The sequence below is a fragment of the Rickettsiella grylli genome, assembly GCF_000168295.1.
GTDB lineage: Bacteria > Pseudomonadota > Gammaproteobacteria > Diplorickettsiales > Diplorickettsiaceae > Aquirickettsiella > Aquirickettsiella grylli.
Genome location: NZ_AAQJ02000001.1, coordinates 1,054,558 through 1,066,601, shown reverse-complemented (window position 1 = coordinate 1,066,601; position 12,044 = coordinate 1,054,558). Strand labels below are relative to the sequence as shown.

At 41.1% G+C, this 12,044-nt stretch carries 23 protein-coding genes; all 23 read left to right on the top strand.

What is annotated here, in order from left to right; all coding sequences use genetic code 11:
- Positions 1–11 precede the first annotated feature (11 nt).
- The 23 genes from tuf to secY are packed head-to-tail and all read left to right on the top strand — an operon-like array spanning position 12 to position 11,977.
- Positions 12–1,214 (top strand): elongation factor Tu, encoded by a 1,203-nt coding sequence (tuf, locus tag RICGR_RS05010; protein WP_006034718.1) that lies wholly within the window; start codon positions 12–14, stop codon positions 1,212–1,214.
- Between the two features lie 18 nt (positions 1,215–1,232).
- A complete protein-coding gene (gene rpsJ / locus RICGR_RS05005; protein WP_006034896.1) occupies positions 1,233–1,568 on the top strand; it encodes a 30S ribosomal protein S10 in 336 nt (111 codons plus the stop codon).
- A gap of 37 nt (positions 1,569–1,605) precedes the next feature.
- Positions 1,606–2,277, top strand: a complete 672-nt coding sequence (gene rplC, locus RICGR_RS05000) for a 50S ribosomal protein L3 (RefSeq protein WP_006035688.1) — start codon at positions 1,606–1,608, stop codon at positions 2,275–2,277.
- A gap of 50 nt (positions 2,278–2,327) precedes the next feature.
- The gene (gene rplD, locus RICGR_RS04995; RefSeq protein WP_006035258.1) at positions 2,328–2,945 is read left to right on the top strand and encodes a 50S ribosomal protein L4; all 618 of its coding nucleotides are present in this window, start codon (positions 2,328–2,330) and stop codon (positions 2,943–2,945) included.
- Positions 2,942–3,256, top strand: coding sequence for a 50S ribosomal protein L23 (gene rplW / locus RICGR_RS04990; RefSeq protein WP_006035839.1), 315 nt, complete (start codon positions 2,942–2,944; stop codon positions 3,254–3,256). The genes rplD and rplW overlap by 4 nt, the downstream gene beginning before the upstream one ends.
- A 15-nt stretch (positions 3,257–3,271) precedes the next feature.
- Positions 3,272–4,099 carry a 50S ribosomal protein L2 gene (gene rplB / locus RICGR_RS04985; protein ID WP_006035969.1) on the top strand — a complete coding sequence of 276 codons (828 nt, stop codon included), beginning with the start codon at positions 3,272–3,274 and terminating at the stop codon, positions 4,097–4,099.
- Between the two features lie 25 nt (positions 4,100–4,124).
- Complete coding sequence (gene rpsS, locus RICGR_RS04980; RefSeq protein WP_006035123.1) at positions 4,125–4,418, top strand: 30S ribosomal protein S19; 294 nt, start codon at positions 4,125–4,127, stop codon at positions 4,416–4,418.
- A 19-nt stretch (positions 4,419–4,437) separates the two neighbouring features.
- The gene (rplV, locus tag RICGR_RS04975) at positions 4,438–4,785 is read left to right on the top strand and encodes a 50S ribosomal protein L22 (RefSeq protein ID WP_006034746.1); all 348 of its coding nucleotides are present in this window, start codon (positions 4,438–4,440) and stop codon (positions 4,783–4,785) included.
- A 2-nt stretch (positions 4,786–4,787) separates the two neighbouring features.
- Positions 4,788–5,579 carry a 30S ribosomal protein S3 gene (gene rpsC, locus RICGR_RS04970; protein WP_006035388.1) on the top strand — a complete coding sequence of 264 codons (792 nt, stop codon included), beginning with the start codon at positions 4,788–4,790 and terminating at the stop codon, positions 5,577–5,579.
- 37 nt (positions 5,580–5,616) lie between these two features.
- On the top strand, positions 5,617–6,030 hold the full coding sequence (rplP, locus tag RICGR_RS04965; protein ID WP_006035874.1) for a 50S ribosomal protein L16: 414 nt from the start codon (positions 5,617–5,619) through the stop codon (positions 6,028–6,030).
- Entirely contained in the window at positions 6,030–6,230 is a 201-nt protein-coding gene (gene rpmC, locus RICGR_RS04960) for a 50S ribosomal protein L29 (protein ID WP_006034744.1), read from the top strand. The genes rplP and rpmC overlap by 1 nt, the downstream gene beginning before the upstream one ends.
- Entirely contained in the window at positions 6,227–6,523 is a 297-nt protein-coding gene (gene rpsQ / locus RICGR_RS04955) for a 30S ribosomal protein S17 (protein ID WP_006035837.1), read from the top strand. Before rpmC ends, rpsQ begins: the two co-directional genes overlap by 4 nt.
- Before the next feature lie 11 nt (positions 6,524–6,534).
- Entirely contained in the window at positions 6,535–6,903 is a 369-nt protein-coding gene (gene rplN, locus RICGR_RS04950) for a 50S ribosomal protein L14 (protein ID WP_006035044.1), read from the top strand.
- A 10-nt stretch (positions 6,904–6,913) separates the two neighbouring features.
- Entirely contained in the window at positions 6,914–7,234 is a 321-nt protein-coding gene (gene rplX, locus RICGR_RS04945) for a 50S ribosomal protein L24 (protein ID WP_006035113.1), read from the top strand.
- 16 nt (positions 7,235–7,250) lie between these two features.
- Positions 7,251–7,793, top strand: a complete 543-nt coding sequence (gene rplE, locus RICGR_RS04940; RefSeq protein WP_006035701.1) for a 50S ribosomal protein L5 — start codon at positions 7,251–7,253, stop codon at positions 7,791–7,793.
- Between the two features lie 5 nt (positions 7,794–7,798).
- A complete protein-coding gene (gene rpsN / locus RICGR_RS04935; protein ID WP_006034689.1) occupies positions 7,799–8,104 on the top strand; it encodes a 30S ribosomal protein S14 in 306 nt (101 codons plus the stop codon).
- Positions 8,105–8,124: 20 nt separating this feature from the next.
- Entirely contained in the window at positions 8,125–8,514 is a 390-nt protein-coding gene (rpsH, locus tag RICGR_RS04930) for a 30S ribosomal protein S8 (RefSeq protein ID WP_476705462.1), read from the top strand.
- Between the two features lie 20 nt (positions 8,515–8,534).
- Positions 8,535–9,065, top strand: a complete 531-nt coding sequence (gene rplF, locus RICGR_RS04925; RefSeq protein WP_006034847.1) for a 50S ribosomal protein L6 — start codon at positions 8,535–8,537, stop codon at positions 9,063–9,065.
- Between the two features lie 16 nt (positions 9,066–9,081).
- On the top strand, positions 9,082–9,444 hold the full coding sequence (rplR, locus tag RICGR_RS04920) for a 50S ribosomal protein L18 (RefSeq protein ID WP_006035492.1): 363 nt from the start codon (positions 9,082–9,084) through the stop codon (positions 9,442–9,444).
- Positions 9,445–9,462: 18 nt separating this feature from the next.
- Entirely contained in the window at positions 9,463–9,966 is a 504-nt protein-coding gene (gene rpsE / locus RICGR_RS04915; RefSeq protein WP_006035328.1) for a 30S ribosomal protein S5, read from the top strand.
- A 15-nt stretch (positions 9,967–9,981) separates the two neighbouring features.
- Entirely contained in the window at positions 9,982–10,167 is a 186-nt protein-coding gene (rpmD, locus tag RICGR_RS04910; RefSeq protein WP_006035373.1) for a 50S ribosomal protein L30, read from the top strand.
- Between the two features lie 2 nt (positions 10,168–10,169).
- Positions 10,170–10,613: a 50S ribosomal protein L15 gene (gene rplO / locus RICGR_RS04905; RefSeq protein ID WP_006035961.1), complete on the top strand. Its 444-nt coding sequence runs from the start codon at positions 10,170–10,172 to the stop codon at positions 10,611–10,613.
- 5 nt (positions 10,614–10,618) lie between these two features.
- Entirely contained in the window at positions 10,619–11,977 is a 1,359-nt protein-coding gene (secY, locus tag RICGR_RS04900; protein ID WP_006035528.1) for a preprotein translocase subunit SecY, read from the top strand.
- Positions 11,978–12,044: the final 67 nt, after the last annotated feature.

The following is a 12,044-nucleotide window of genomic DNA, read 5'->3' as shown; positions in this document are numbered from 1 at the left end:
AGGTAAAAATTATGGCCACTGGAAAGTTTGTGCGAAATAAAACCCACGTTAACGTGGGAACTATAGGCCACGTTGATCATGGTAAGACCACTTTAACGGCAGCAATTACTAAATGCATGGCGGATAAATTTGGTGGAGAGGCCATTGCATTTGATAAAATTGATAAGGCTCCCGAAGAAAAAGCACGGGGTATTACCATTTCAACTTCACACGTCGAATATGAAAGCGAAAAACGACACTACGCGCATGTGGATTGTCCTGGCCATGCCGATTATGTGAAGAACATGATTACCGGCGCTGCGCAAATGGATGGCGCGATATTAGTGGTCAGTGCGGCCGATGGTCCTATGCCTCAAACTCGGGAGCACATATTGTTAGCACGACAAGTTGGTGTGCCAAATATCGTCGTGTTTATGAATAAATGTGACATGGTGGATGATGCGGAATTATTAGATTTAGTTGAAATGGAAATTAGAGAATTGCTTTCTAAATATGAATTTCCAGGTGATGATATCCCTGTTATTCGTGGATCGGCTAAGAAAGCCTTGGAAGGTGATTGTGAAGGCGGTGGAGTGTTTGCGTTGATTAAAGCGATGGATGAATATTTTCCAGAGCCTGTTCGTGACACGGACAAGCCCTTTTTAATGCCTATCGAAGATGTTTTTACTATTTCAGGTCGTGGTACAGTGGTTACCGGTCGTGTTGAGCGCGGTGTTGTTAAAGTAGGTGATGCGGTGCAGGTTGTTGGTTTAAGAGCAGTACAAGATACTGCGGTAACCGGTGTTGAAATGTTCCGAAAATTACTGGATCAAGGTGAAGCGGGCGATAATATTGGTGCGCTTATCAGAGGGTTGAAGCGCGAGGATGTAGAACGGGGTCAAGTGTTAGCAAAACCAGGTACGGTAGAAGCGTGGACAGAATTTGAAGCAGAAATTTATGTTTTGACAAAAGAAGAAGGTGGGCGTCATACCGCATTTATGAATAACTACAAACCGCAGTTTTATTTCAGAACAACGGATGTGACAGGGACGATTAAACTTCCCTCAGGTTCTGAAATGGTAATGCCGGGTGATAACGTCAAGATAACAGTGACGCTGATGAATGAATACGGTGTTGCGATGGAACAAGGTTTACGTTTTGCTATTCGTGAAGGTGGTAAAACGGTTGGATCGGGTGTCGTTTCTAAGCTTATTAAAAAAGGTAAAAAGGCCTAAGGTCAGTAGGAAATTGTTATGTCGTTACAAAGTCAAGATTTTCGTATTGTGCTACATGCCTTTGACCATCGTTTGATTGATAAAGCAACTGAAAAGATTGTTAGCTCATTAAAACGGACGGGTGCGATTATTTGTCCTATACCCTTACCGACGAGGATTAAGAAATTAACCATTAACATTTCACCACATGTGGATAAGGATGCACGTGATCAATACGAAATTCGGACGCATAAACGTTTAATTGATGTCTATGCTTCGACGGATAAAACAGCCGATGCACTGAAACGTTTGGACGATTTGCCTTCAGAGGTAAGTATTGAGCTCAGAACGATGAGTGATAAAAAAGATAAATAATGTATTAAAAAGCTAAATTTAGTGAAGGTATTTAGTTATGACAATGGGTTTAATCGGTCGAAAGTGTGGCATGACGCAGCTTTATGCAGAAAATGGTACAGTTATACCCGTCACCCTTATTGAAATACAACCGAATCGTGTGGTTCAAATTAAGACGAAAGAGCGGGATGGCTATGAGTCTATTCAAGTCACTACGGGAAAAAAATTGTCATCTCGCCTGAATAAGGCTGAAGCAGGACACTTTGCTAAGGCCGCTGTTGAGCCGGGAATAAATCTTTGGGAGCTTCGAATCACTGAAGAAGATCACGAGTTTCTTAAAGGCATCTCTTTAGGAATGGAAATGACTATTGATAAGCTATTTAAGTTAGGGACCTATGTCGATGTGACGGGAACGAATAAAGGGAAGGGATTTGCAGGTGTAGTGAAGCGATATCATTTTTCGACGCAAGATGCTACACATGGTAATTCGCTTTCACATCGCGCACCAGGGTCTATTGGTCAACGTCAATCACCGGGGCGAGTTTTTAAAGGGAAAAAGATGTGTGGGCAATTAGGAAATCGACGTTGTACCGTACAGTCCTTAGAAATCGTTAGGATCGATACCGAAAGGCATTTGCTACACATAAAGGGAGCCGTTCCTGGGGCGCCTGGTGGGCAGGTTATTGTTAAACAGGCAGTAAGAAAGAAAAATAAGCAGAATAAAGGTTAATCTCCTTTGCGAGAGATTAATTTAAAAACATAAATTTTTGGAATGGCTTTATGCAAGTGGCTTTACTAACAAAGAGTGGTGTGAATCAAGAATTACAGTTATCAGAAACGGTGTTTGGCTGTCGTTTTAATGAGCCTTTAGTACATCAAGTCGTTACGGCTTATTTAGCCGGGGGACGACAAGGGTCGCGGGCTCAAAAAAATCGCTCTGCGGTCCGCGGTGGCGGAAGAAAGCCTTGGAAACAAAAAGGGATGGGGCGTGCAAGGGCAGGAACAATACGAAGCCCGTTGTGGCGTGGCGGTGGGGTTACTTTTGCCGCAAGCAAGCAGGATTTTACGCAAAAAATCAACAAGAAAATGTATCGTTTTGCCATTCGCTCGATCTGTTCAGAATTATTGCGGCAAAATCGTTTTGTTGTTTTAGAGTCCTTTGAAATAGAAAAACCTAAAACGCGTGATTTAGTTGCACTGCTTCAATCGCTTAACATTTCCCAAAAAATTCTTATTGTTCTTGAAGAAGTAAATGAAGTGACTTACTTGGCAGCAAGAAATTTACCGCATGTTGAGTTAACGGATGTAGAAGCGATTAACCCGGTTGGTTTAATCGATTGCCAAAAGGTATTAATAACAGCTACTGCTTTAAAACAAATTGAGGAGTTATTAGCATGATGAATACTGCCCTCACTCAACGTTTACGTCGGTTTAAGATTATCGTAAGGCCGCATTTATCAGAAAAATCAACAAAGATTGCTGATAGATATCGTCAATTTGTTTTTAAGGTGTCAAAAAATGCGAGTAAGTCGGAAATTAAACACGCGGTAGAATCGTTGTTTAATGTTAAAGTAAATGCAGTCCAATTATTGAATGTAAAACCGAAGCTTCGTCGTTTTAAGCAAATTGAAGGTTATCGCAAAGCCTGGAAAAAAGCTTATGTCAGTTTGAAAGAAGGCTTTGATATCGATTTTACCGGAACAAAATAGAGAGAATTAAGTATTATGTCTACTAGAAAAGCAAATCCAACTTCGCCAGGTCGTCGCTTCGTCGTTGAGGTTTCTAAAGTTGGTCTCTATAAAGGTAAACCATACAGTCATCTGTTAACGTCAAAACCAAAGAAAGGGGGACGTAATAACCGAGGCAGAGTAACGACACGTCATCAGGGAGGAGGGCATAAGCAGCAGTATCGCTTGATTGATTTTAAACGTGACAAAGAAGGAATTACAGGGCGCGCTGAAAGAATAGAATACGATCCGAATCGAAGTGCGCATATTGCTTTAATACTTTATCCCGATGGTGAGCGTCGTTATATTTTAGCACCGAATGAACTTAAAGTAGGAATGCCTGTAACCTCTGGCTCAGAGGCTTTGATTCGCCCCGGCAATTCACTTCCCTTGCGCAACATTCCTGTGGGAACGATATTACATGCGATTGAGCTTAAGCCCAATAAAGGCGCCCAATTGGCACGTAGCGCAGGCGTATCGGTACAGCTCATTGCACGTGAGGGAGATTATGCTACTATACGCTTGCGCTCAGGCGAGCTAAGAAAAGTTCCCGTTGAATGTAAAGCAAGCATAGGCGTTGTTAGTAATAATGATCATAATTTACGGTCTTTAGGGAAGGCTGGCGCGTCTCGTTGGCGTGGGATTCGTCCTACGGTCAGAGGAGTAGCGATGAATCCTGTTGATCATCCTCATGGCGGAGGTGAAGGTAAAACGTCCGGTGGTCGACATCCAGTAAGTCCTTGGGGTCTTCCAACAAAGGGTTACAAAACGAGACGGAATAAGCGTAATAATAAGATGATTTTGCAACGGCGTAAAAAGAAATAATTTTTAAAGTAATGAGGTGTTATTCGTGCCACGCTCAGTAAAAAAAGGTCCCTATATACAAGAGCACTTATCAAAAAAAGTGCAGGCAGCTCAAGCGTCTAACGTTAAGCGTCCCATTAAAACGTGGTCGCGTAGTGCTATGATTTTGCCAGAGATGATAGGCTTGACGATAGCCGTTCATAATGGTCGCGATTTTGTTCCTATTTATTTAACAGAGAACATGGTCGGTCATAAATTAGGAGAGTTTTCAATCACGCGAACGTTTCGTAGTCATCGAACAGCGGATAAGAAAGCCAAAGGCGCAGACGAAAAAAAATAGTTAATGAGGTTTAGAAAAAGTGGAAGTTGCAGCACATTTAAAATATGCACGGTTGTCACCTCAAAAGTGCCGATTAGTAGCAGATCAAGTACGTGGCTTAACGGTAGAAAAGGCACTACAAGTATTGGCTATGAGCGCCAAAAAAAATGCAAGTGCTATAAAAAAGGTTCTAGAGTCAGCCATGGCAAATGCTGAACATAATGCAGGTTTAGATATTGATACGTTAAAAGTATCCACTATTTTTATTGATCAAGGGCCCACATTGAAGCGTATGCACGCACGAGCCAAAGGCCGAAGTAATCGTATTTTAAAGCCAACTTGTCACATTACTGTAAAAGTTTCAGATGATAACGGGGAGAAAAACTGATTATGGGCCATAAGGTAAATCCTGTTGGAATTCGTTTAGGCATTACCCGAACATCAACAGCACGGTGGTATGCAAAAAAATCACGTGAGTATGCGGATAATCTTTACTATGATTTGAGTGCGCGTAAATTAATAGAAAAAGCGCTGCTTCAGGCGGGTGTTTCATCCATACAAATAGAACGAGCTGCTAGAAAATCGAAAATTACTATCTCCGTTGCTAAACCAGGAGTTGTTATCGGGAAAAAAGGTGAATATATCGATCAGTTGAGAGATCAATTAGAAAAAATTATGCGAGTGCCCGTACGACTTTCTGTCCTTGAAGTAAAAAAGCCTGAGTTGGATGCGAAATTGGTTGCAGAAAATATTGCTCAGCAGTTAGAGCGGCGCGTTATGTTTCGTCGTGCGATGAAGCGAGCGGTGCAAACTGCTTTAAGATTAGGTGCGCTTGGAATTAAAATTACTGTTGCAGGTCGGTTAGGTGGTGCGGAAATTGCACGAAGTGAGCGCTATCAAGAAGGAAGTGTCCCCTTACATACGTTTCGCGCAGATATTGATTATGCGCTTGCTGAGGCACAGACAACCTATGGAAAATTAGGTGTGAAAGTTTGGATTTATAAAGGTGAAGTTTTTGATCGTTCAAAAATTTCGAGTTTAGAAACAGCAGAGGCTAAGACGCAATTCCTGGATGACCGAAATAAGAAAAAGCATTATAGTCGTAGGCGTCAATCGCCACCGACGAGAACTGCTGTGAATCCTACTGTGAATAAAGAAATTGTAGATGAAGCTGCGCGTTAAAATAATATTTAAAAATAGGTAAAGTTGGGAAAATATTATGTTGCAACCCAAGCGAACAAAATATCGTAAACAATTTAAAGGTCGTAATCGCGGTATCGCTACGCGAGGTGCAGAGATTAGTTTTGGACAGTATGGTTTGAAAGCAACGGCTGCAGGATTTATTACTTCCAGACAAATTGAAGCGGCCCGTCGCGCGTTAACGCGACACATAAAAAGGGGTGGAAAAGTCTGGATTAGAGTATTTCCAGATAAGCCTATTACGAAGAAACCGTTAGAAGTTCGACAGGGTAAAGGGAAGGGTAGTGTTGAATATTGGGTAGCCGTTATTCAGCCGGGACGCGTTTTGTTTGAGATGGAAGGCATATCGGCTGATATTGCGAAAGTTGCTTTAAAATTAGCAGCCGCTAAATTACCGATGAAAACGAACTTTGTTACGCGGACGGTGCTTTAATGAATAAAAAAGAATTACGAGGTTTATCTCCTGATTTACTGAAGGATGAAATATTTAAATTAGGACAGGAGCAGTTTAAATTAGAAGCGCAACATGCGACGCATCAATTGACGGCAACACATCGATTGAAGGTGGTTAGGCGGATGTTAGCGCGATCACTCACTATTTTACATGAAACTACTATGGGCCAAAAAATATGAGCCAAGCGAGTAAAGTGAATCGAACCTTGATGGGTCAAGTCATCAGTAATAAGATGGATAAAACGATTAATGTTTTAATCGTTCGCCGAGAAAAGCATCCTAAATATGGAAAATACTTGAAGAGAAGCAGTAAAATTCTGGCGCATGATCCTGAAAATTCTTGTTTTGAAGGTGATACTGTCCTTATTCAGGAAGGCCGTCCGATTTCAAAACGAAAAGCGTGGACACTTTTAAAAGTAGTTGAAAAATCAGTTAATCAGCGACCTCGTTCGGATAGCGGAATAGCAGGATAGGGGAATTTATTATGATACAAATGCAAACAGAATTAGCAGTGGCTGATAATAGTGGCGCGCGTAGTGTTATGTGCATTAAAGTATTGGGCGGATCAAAACGGCGGTATGCAGGTGTTGGGGATGTTATTCGAGTGAGTGTAAAGGATGCTGTCCCGCGAGGGAAAGTGAAAAAAGGAGAAGTGTGGCATGCTGTTGTCGTTCGTACGAAAAAAAGAGTGCGTAGAGGCGACGGTAGCGTAATCCGTTTCGATAGTAATGCAGTTATTTTATTGACTGCGCAGTTGCAACCTTTAGGTACGCGTGTGTTTGGTCCTGTTCCCAGAGAACTACGTACCGAACGGTTTATGAAAATTATCTCTTTGGCTTCTGAAGTATTATAAGGTAGAGCAAATGCGTAAAATTAGGAAGGGTGATACAGTTATTGTCTTAACGGGTAAAGATAAAGGTAAACAAGGTAAGGTCCTGGCGATTAACGTTTCCAAAAATTCCGCGCGTGTAGAAGGGATTAACGTTGTCAAAAAGCACGTTAAGCCGAATCCACAAAAGAATGTAACGGGGGGTATTGTAACGCGTGAGGCTTTTATCCATTTGACCAATGTGGCGATCTATAACCCCATAACGAAAAAGGCCGATAAAGTGGGAATAAAAATAGTAGACAATGAAAAAAAGGTGCGAATATTTAAATCTAATAATGAGCGGGTTGATATCTGATAAGTGAGATTATTTAATGGCAAGGTTAAAAGAATATTATTTAAACACGGTGCTCAAACAACTAAAACAAGAATTTTCTTATAAGAGTGTTATGGAAGTTCCGCGTATTATAAAAATTACACTGAATATGGGTGTAGGTGAAGCCGCTTCAAATAAGAAGATGATTGATTCAGCGGTATCCGATATGACATTAATTGCCGCTCAAAAACCGGTGATTACAAAGGCAAAGAAGTCTAATGCGGGGTTTAAAATTCGTGAAGATTGGCCTATTGGCTGTAAAGTCACTTTACGTAAAAACCGTATGTATGAATTTTTAGATCGGTTAATTAGTGTTGCGATACCTCGAATTCGAGATTTTCGCGGGTTTAGTCCGCGCTCATTCGATGGCCGTGGAAATTACAGTTTAGGGATACGTGAGCAAATTGTGTTTCCTGAAATTAAATACGATACAATTGATACATTACGAGGGATGGATATTACGATTACGACAACAGCAAAGACGGACAAAGAAGGGCAGGCATTATTAGCTGCATTTGAGTTTCCATTTAAAGAGAATTAATTTTTATGGCGAAGAAAAGTGTAATTATGCGACAGAAGAAGCGCGAAATCATCGTAAAAAAATATGCGCTAAAACGCGCAGAATTAAAAAAGATTATTAATAGCGTGGCTTCATCGGATGAGGATAAGTGGTTGGCGCAACAAAAAATTCAGCTTTTACCGCGTGATTCTTCGCCGGTGAGACTGCGAAATCGTTGTCGTTTAACAGGAAGGCCGCGTGGTGTTTATCGTCATTTTGGTTTGTCTCGAAATATGCTCCGAATTTATGCCATGAAGGGCGAGCTTCCAGGATTGGTTAAATCAAGTTGGTAAGGTGAAATTTACATATGACTATGCAAGATCCTATCGCAGATATGTTCTGTAGAATAAAAAACGCCCAGGCGGTTGAAAAGCCAACGGTATCCATGCCTTCATCAAAAATTAAGTTAGCGATTGCTAAGTTATTAAAAGAGGAAGGCTATATCAATGATTATCAATGCGAAGCCCAAAATTCAAGATCATCGCTGACACTTTTTTTAAAATATTATTTAAATAAGCCCGTTGTTGCAAAGTTAAAGCGGATTAGTCGTCCCGGCTTACGTTTTTACCGTGCGGCAAATGAGTTACCTAAAGTGGTTGCTGGTTTAGGAATTGCTATTGTTTCTACTCCGAAAGGCTTAATGACAGACAGAGCTGCGCGTGCTATAGGTCAAGGCGGTGAAGTCATCGCTATCGTCGAATAAAACACGAGGTAAAGATTTGTATGTCAAGAATTGCAAAAAATCCAATAAATTTCGGCGATGCTCATGTTACACTGGATGATAGGTTATTAATTGTAAAGGGCAACAAGGGAACCTTAAATTTAAAACTCCCCAAAGAGATTAATGTCGAGATTAAAGAGAAGTCATTACAGGTTAACCCGAGAGAGTCAACTGCACAAGCAGATGCTTTAGCAGGAACAACCAGTGCTCATATCGCGAATGCGATTGAGGGTGTCGTCACAGGTTTTAAGAAGGTGCTTCAGTTAGTCGGTGTGGGTTATCGCGCGAGTGTGCAAGGGGGGAAAATAAATCTCGTGTTGGGTTATTCACATCCTAGGGAATATGAAATTCCAGAAGGAATTACAATAACAACACCAACGCCTACCGAAATTATAATACAGGGTTTTAACAAGCAATTAGTCGGTCAGGTTGCAGCAGAAATACGTCAGTATCGTCCACCAGAACCTTATAAGGGAAAAGGCGTGCGTTATGCGAATGAGCGTATTAAATTGAAAGAAACGAAGAAAAAATAGTTAATATGAGGTGGGCATGTTAGATAAGAAGTTAAAACGAAAACGCAGAGCAACAAAGACACGTGCTAAGATACGTCAGTTAGGCGTAGCCCGTTTGTGTGTTGCGCGTACTTCTCAACATATTTATGCGCAAATTATCATATCTGCAGATCACGGGGATAAAGTATTAGCCAGTGCATCTACACTTGATAAAGAAATTAGGGCGTTGGGTACAAGAGGAAGCAATATTAAATCAGCGAAGCTCGTGGGTGATTTTGTTGCAAAGCGGGCATTAGCGGCAGGAATTAATCGGGTTGCTTTTGATCGTTCAGGTTTTAAGTATCATGGCTGTGTTAAGGCGTTGGCAGAGGCGACCCGGGAAGCCGGATTGCCCTTTTAATTAAAAGGTTATTCATCGATGAGTTTTGATCAATCAACAAAAAGTGATGGTTTGCAAGAAAAATTAATTGCGGTTAATCGTCATGCTAAAGTCGTTAAAGGCGGACGTATTTTTAGTTTTGCAGCAGGGGTTGTTGTAGGTGATGGTAAAGGACGAATAGGTTTTAGTAAACGTCCGGCTCGAGAAGTTTCTGTTGCGATGCAAAAAGCACTCGAAAAAGCGCGGCGGGATATGCTTTATGTCGAATTGAATAATCACACGGTATTTCATCCATTGATAGGTCGACATGGTGCAACGAAAGTGATTATACTTCCGGCTATTGAAGGAACCGGTATAATCGCTGGGGGCCCAATGCGTGCGATTTTTGAAGTCCTCGGTATTAAAAATGTCATTGCTAAGATTATTGGATCCTCAAACCGAATTAACGTTGTACGCGCAACACTAAAAGCTTTATCGAGTATGTCTACACCGGAAATGATTGCAGATAAACGTGGAAAATCGATTAAAGAAATTTACGAATAGCGAGGATAAGTACAGATGTTAGAAAAAAAATTGCGCTTAACACTCGTGAGTAGTATTTCGGGTCGTTTACCTCGTCATATTGCTACCGTCCACTCTTTAGGTTTAAAGCGAATAAACCAGGTCGTTGAGGTGAAAGATAATTTTTCGATCCGTGGCATGGTTGAAAAAGTAGCTTACTTATTAAAAATTGAGGAAATGTAACGATGTATCTGAATACATTAAAGCCAGCGACCGGATCCAAGCAGGTTGCCAAACGGGTAGGAAGAGGAATAGGTTCTGGGTCTGGAAAAACCTGCGGCCGAGGCCATAAGGGGCAACGTGCACGTGCGGGAGGCTTTCATAAACTCGGTTTTGAAGGTGGCCAAACCCCTTTGCAACGACGGTTACCTAAGTTTGGTTTTACAGCGACGTCGGCCCATTCCTTATCGCTACGTATTGATGTTTTAAATAAGATAAAACAAGATGACGTTACCATTATTGATATTAACGTTCTAAAATCGTTTAACTTAGTCCCCGAAACGATTCAGGAAGTTAAGCTCATCGCAACCGGGGAACTGAAAAAGGCACTGACTATAAAAGGTATAAAACTCACTAAAGGAGCAGAAGCATTAATTAAAGCTGCCGGTGGCCGTGTTGAGACGGCTTAATAGAGATGGATAAAATCAACCGTCTCGTTTCAGCTTCAAATAAGGGAGTACGTACACCTAATAGTGGGTTTAGCGAGCTTAAAGCCCGCTTACTTTTTGTTTTGCTTGCATTGATTGTTTATCGTATTGGCGCGCATATCCCTGTTCCAGGTTTAGATCCGCATCGTTTAGCTGATCTATTCAGTCATCAGAGCAATAGTATTTTAGGTCTTTTTAATATGTTTTCTGGGGGGGCGCTTTCACGCTTTACTGTTTTTGCTTTAGGTCTTTTACCCTATATTTCAGTCTCTATTATTGTTCAGCTTTTAACAGCAGTCACGCCCGCGTTAGAAGAGTTAAAGAAAGAAGGGGAATCTGGACGACGTAAATTGAATCAGTATACGCGATATGGGACAGCGCTCTTGGCCTTCGTTCAAGCGGTGGGTATGGCCAAATGGTTGGTCGGTAATCACGTTGTTTTAAATCCAGGTTTTTTCTTTTACTTTGTTGCAACGATTACGTTAGTGACAGGCACAATGTTTTTAATGTGGTTAGGTGAGCAAATAACGGAGCATGGCATTGGCAATGGCATTTCATTGATAATATTTTCCGGAATTGTCTCAGGTCTACCGGTTGCCATGGCAAAGTCTTTAGAGCAATTTAGGCAGGGCCAGGTCCAATTTTTAACCTTACTTTGTATTTTAGCGGTTATTCTTTTGGTAACGGCGTTTGTTGTATTTATGGAGCGAGGTCAACGCCGTATTACGGTTAATTATCCACAACGCCAACAAGGACGAAAAATTTATAGTGCGCAAACGAGTCATTTGCCGTTAAAGATCAATATGGCGGGTGTTATTCCACCGATATTTGCTTCGAGTATTATGTTGTTGCCAGGAACTTTTGCCAATTGGTTCGCTAATCTAAAAGGAATGGGTTGGTTAGGAAAACTGAGTTTTTGGTTATCACCAGGCCAGCCGCTTTATATTTTATTATTTGCTGCAGCAATTATATTTTTCTCTTTTTTTTATACCGCTTTAGTTTTCAATCCAAGGGAAACGGCAGATAATTTAAAAAAATCAGGTGCTTTTATTCCTGGGATAAGACCGGGTGAGCAAAGTGCTCGTTACATCGATACAACGATGACGAGGCTTACATTAATAGGGAGTCTTTATTTAGTTTTGGTTGCTTTATTACCTGAATTTATGATATTCACTTGGCACGTCCCTTTTTATTTTGGCGGGACTTCCCTATTAATTATAGTTGTTGTTATCATGGATTTTATGACGCAGGTTCAATCTTTGTTGATGTCACATCAGTATGAATCATTACTTAAAAAGGCTAATTTGAAGGGTTTAGGTGGTGGATCGTCGTCTGGTCTTTATTAAAAATAGAGGATTATGCGGTGAGCTTCATTTTTTTGAAAACGGGTGAGTAGACGTAGGCGCTTAAATT

Excerpts from the sequence above, each read along its gene's own strand:
- tuf (WP_006034718.1), top strand. The coding sequence starts at position 12 with ATGGCCACTGGAAAGTTTGTGCGAAATAAAACCCACGTTAACGTGGGA.
- rpsJ (WP_006034896.1), top strand. The coding sequence starts at position 1,233 with ATGTCGTTACAAAGTCAAGATTTTCGTATTGTGCTACATGCCTTTGAC.
- rplC (WP_006035688.1), top strand. The coding sequence starts at position 1,606 with ATGACAATGGGTTTAATCGGTCGAAAGTGTGGCATGACGCAGCTTTAT.
- rplD (WP_006035258.1), top strand. The coding sequence starts at position 2,328 with ATGCAAGTGGCTTTACTAACAAAGAGTGGTGTGAATCAAGAATTACAG.
- rplW (WP_006035839.1), top strand. The coding sequence starts at position 2,942 with ATGATGAATACTGCCCTCACTCAACGTTTACGTCGGTTTAAGATTATC.
- rplB (WP_006035969.1), top strand. The coding sequence starts at position 3,272 with ATGTCTACTAGAAAAGCAAATCCAACTTCGCCAGGTCGTCGCTTCGTC.
- rpsC (WP_006035388.1), top strand. The coding sequence starts at position 4,788 with ATGGGCCATAAGGTAAATCCTGTTGGAATTCGTTTAGGCATTACCCGA.
- rplP (WP_006035874.1), top strand. The coding sequence starts at position 5,617 with ATGTTGCAACCCAAGCGAACAAAATATCGTAAACAATTTAAAGGTCGT.
- rpmC (WP_006034744.1), top strand. The coding sequence starts at position 6,030 with ATGAATAAAAAAGAATTACGAGGTTTATCTCCTGATTTACTGAAGGAT.
- rpsQ (WP_006035837.1), top strand. The coding sequence starts at position 6,227 with ATGAGCCAAGCGAGTAAAGTGAATCGAACCTTGATGGGTCAAGTCATC.
- rplN (WP_006035044.1), top strand. The coding sequence starts at position 6,535 with ATGATACAAATGCAAACAGAATTAGCAGTGGCTGATAATAGTGGCGCG.
- rplX (WP_006035113.1), top strand. The coding sequence starts at position 6,914 with ATGCGTAAAATTAGGAAGGGTGATACAGTTATTGTCTTAACGGGTAAA.
- rplE (WP_006035701.1), top strand. The coding sequence starts at position 7,251 with ATGGCAAGGTTAAAAGAATATTATTTAAACACGGTGCTCAAACAACTA.
- rpsN (WP_006034689.1), top strand. The coding sequence starts at position 7,799 with ATGGCGAAGAAAAGTGTAATTATGCGACAGAAGAAGCGCGAAATCATC.
- rpsH (WP_476705462.1), top strand. The coding sequence starts at position 8,125 with ATGCAAGATCCTATCGCAGATATGTTCTGTAGAATAAAAAACGCCCAG.
- rplF (WP_006034847.1), top strand. The coding sequence starts at position 8,535 with ATGTCAAGAATTGCAAAAAATCCAATAAATTTCGGCGATGCTCATGTT.
- rplR (WP_006035492.1), top strand. The coding sequence starts at position 9,082 with ATGTTAGATAAGAAGTTAAAACGAAAACGCAGAGCAACAAAGACACGT.
- rpsE (WP_006035328.1), top strand. The coding sequence starts at position 9,463 with ATGAGTTTTGATCAATCAACAAAAAGTGATGGTTTGCAAGAAAAATTA.
- rpmD (WP_006035373.1), top strand. The coding sequence starts at position 9,982 with ATGTTAGAAAAAAAATTGCGCTTAACACTCGTGAGTAGTATTTCGGGT.
- rplO (WP_006035961.1), top strand. The coding sequence starts at position 10,170 with ATGTATCTGAATACATTAAAGCCAGCGACCGGATCCAAGCAGGTTGCC.
- secY (WP_006035528.1), top strand. The coding sequence starts at position 10,619 with ATGGATAAAATCAACCGTCTCGTTTCAGCTTCAAATAAGGGAGTACGT.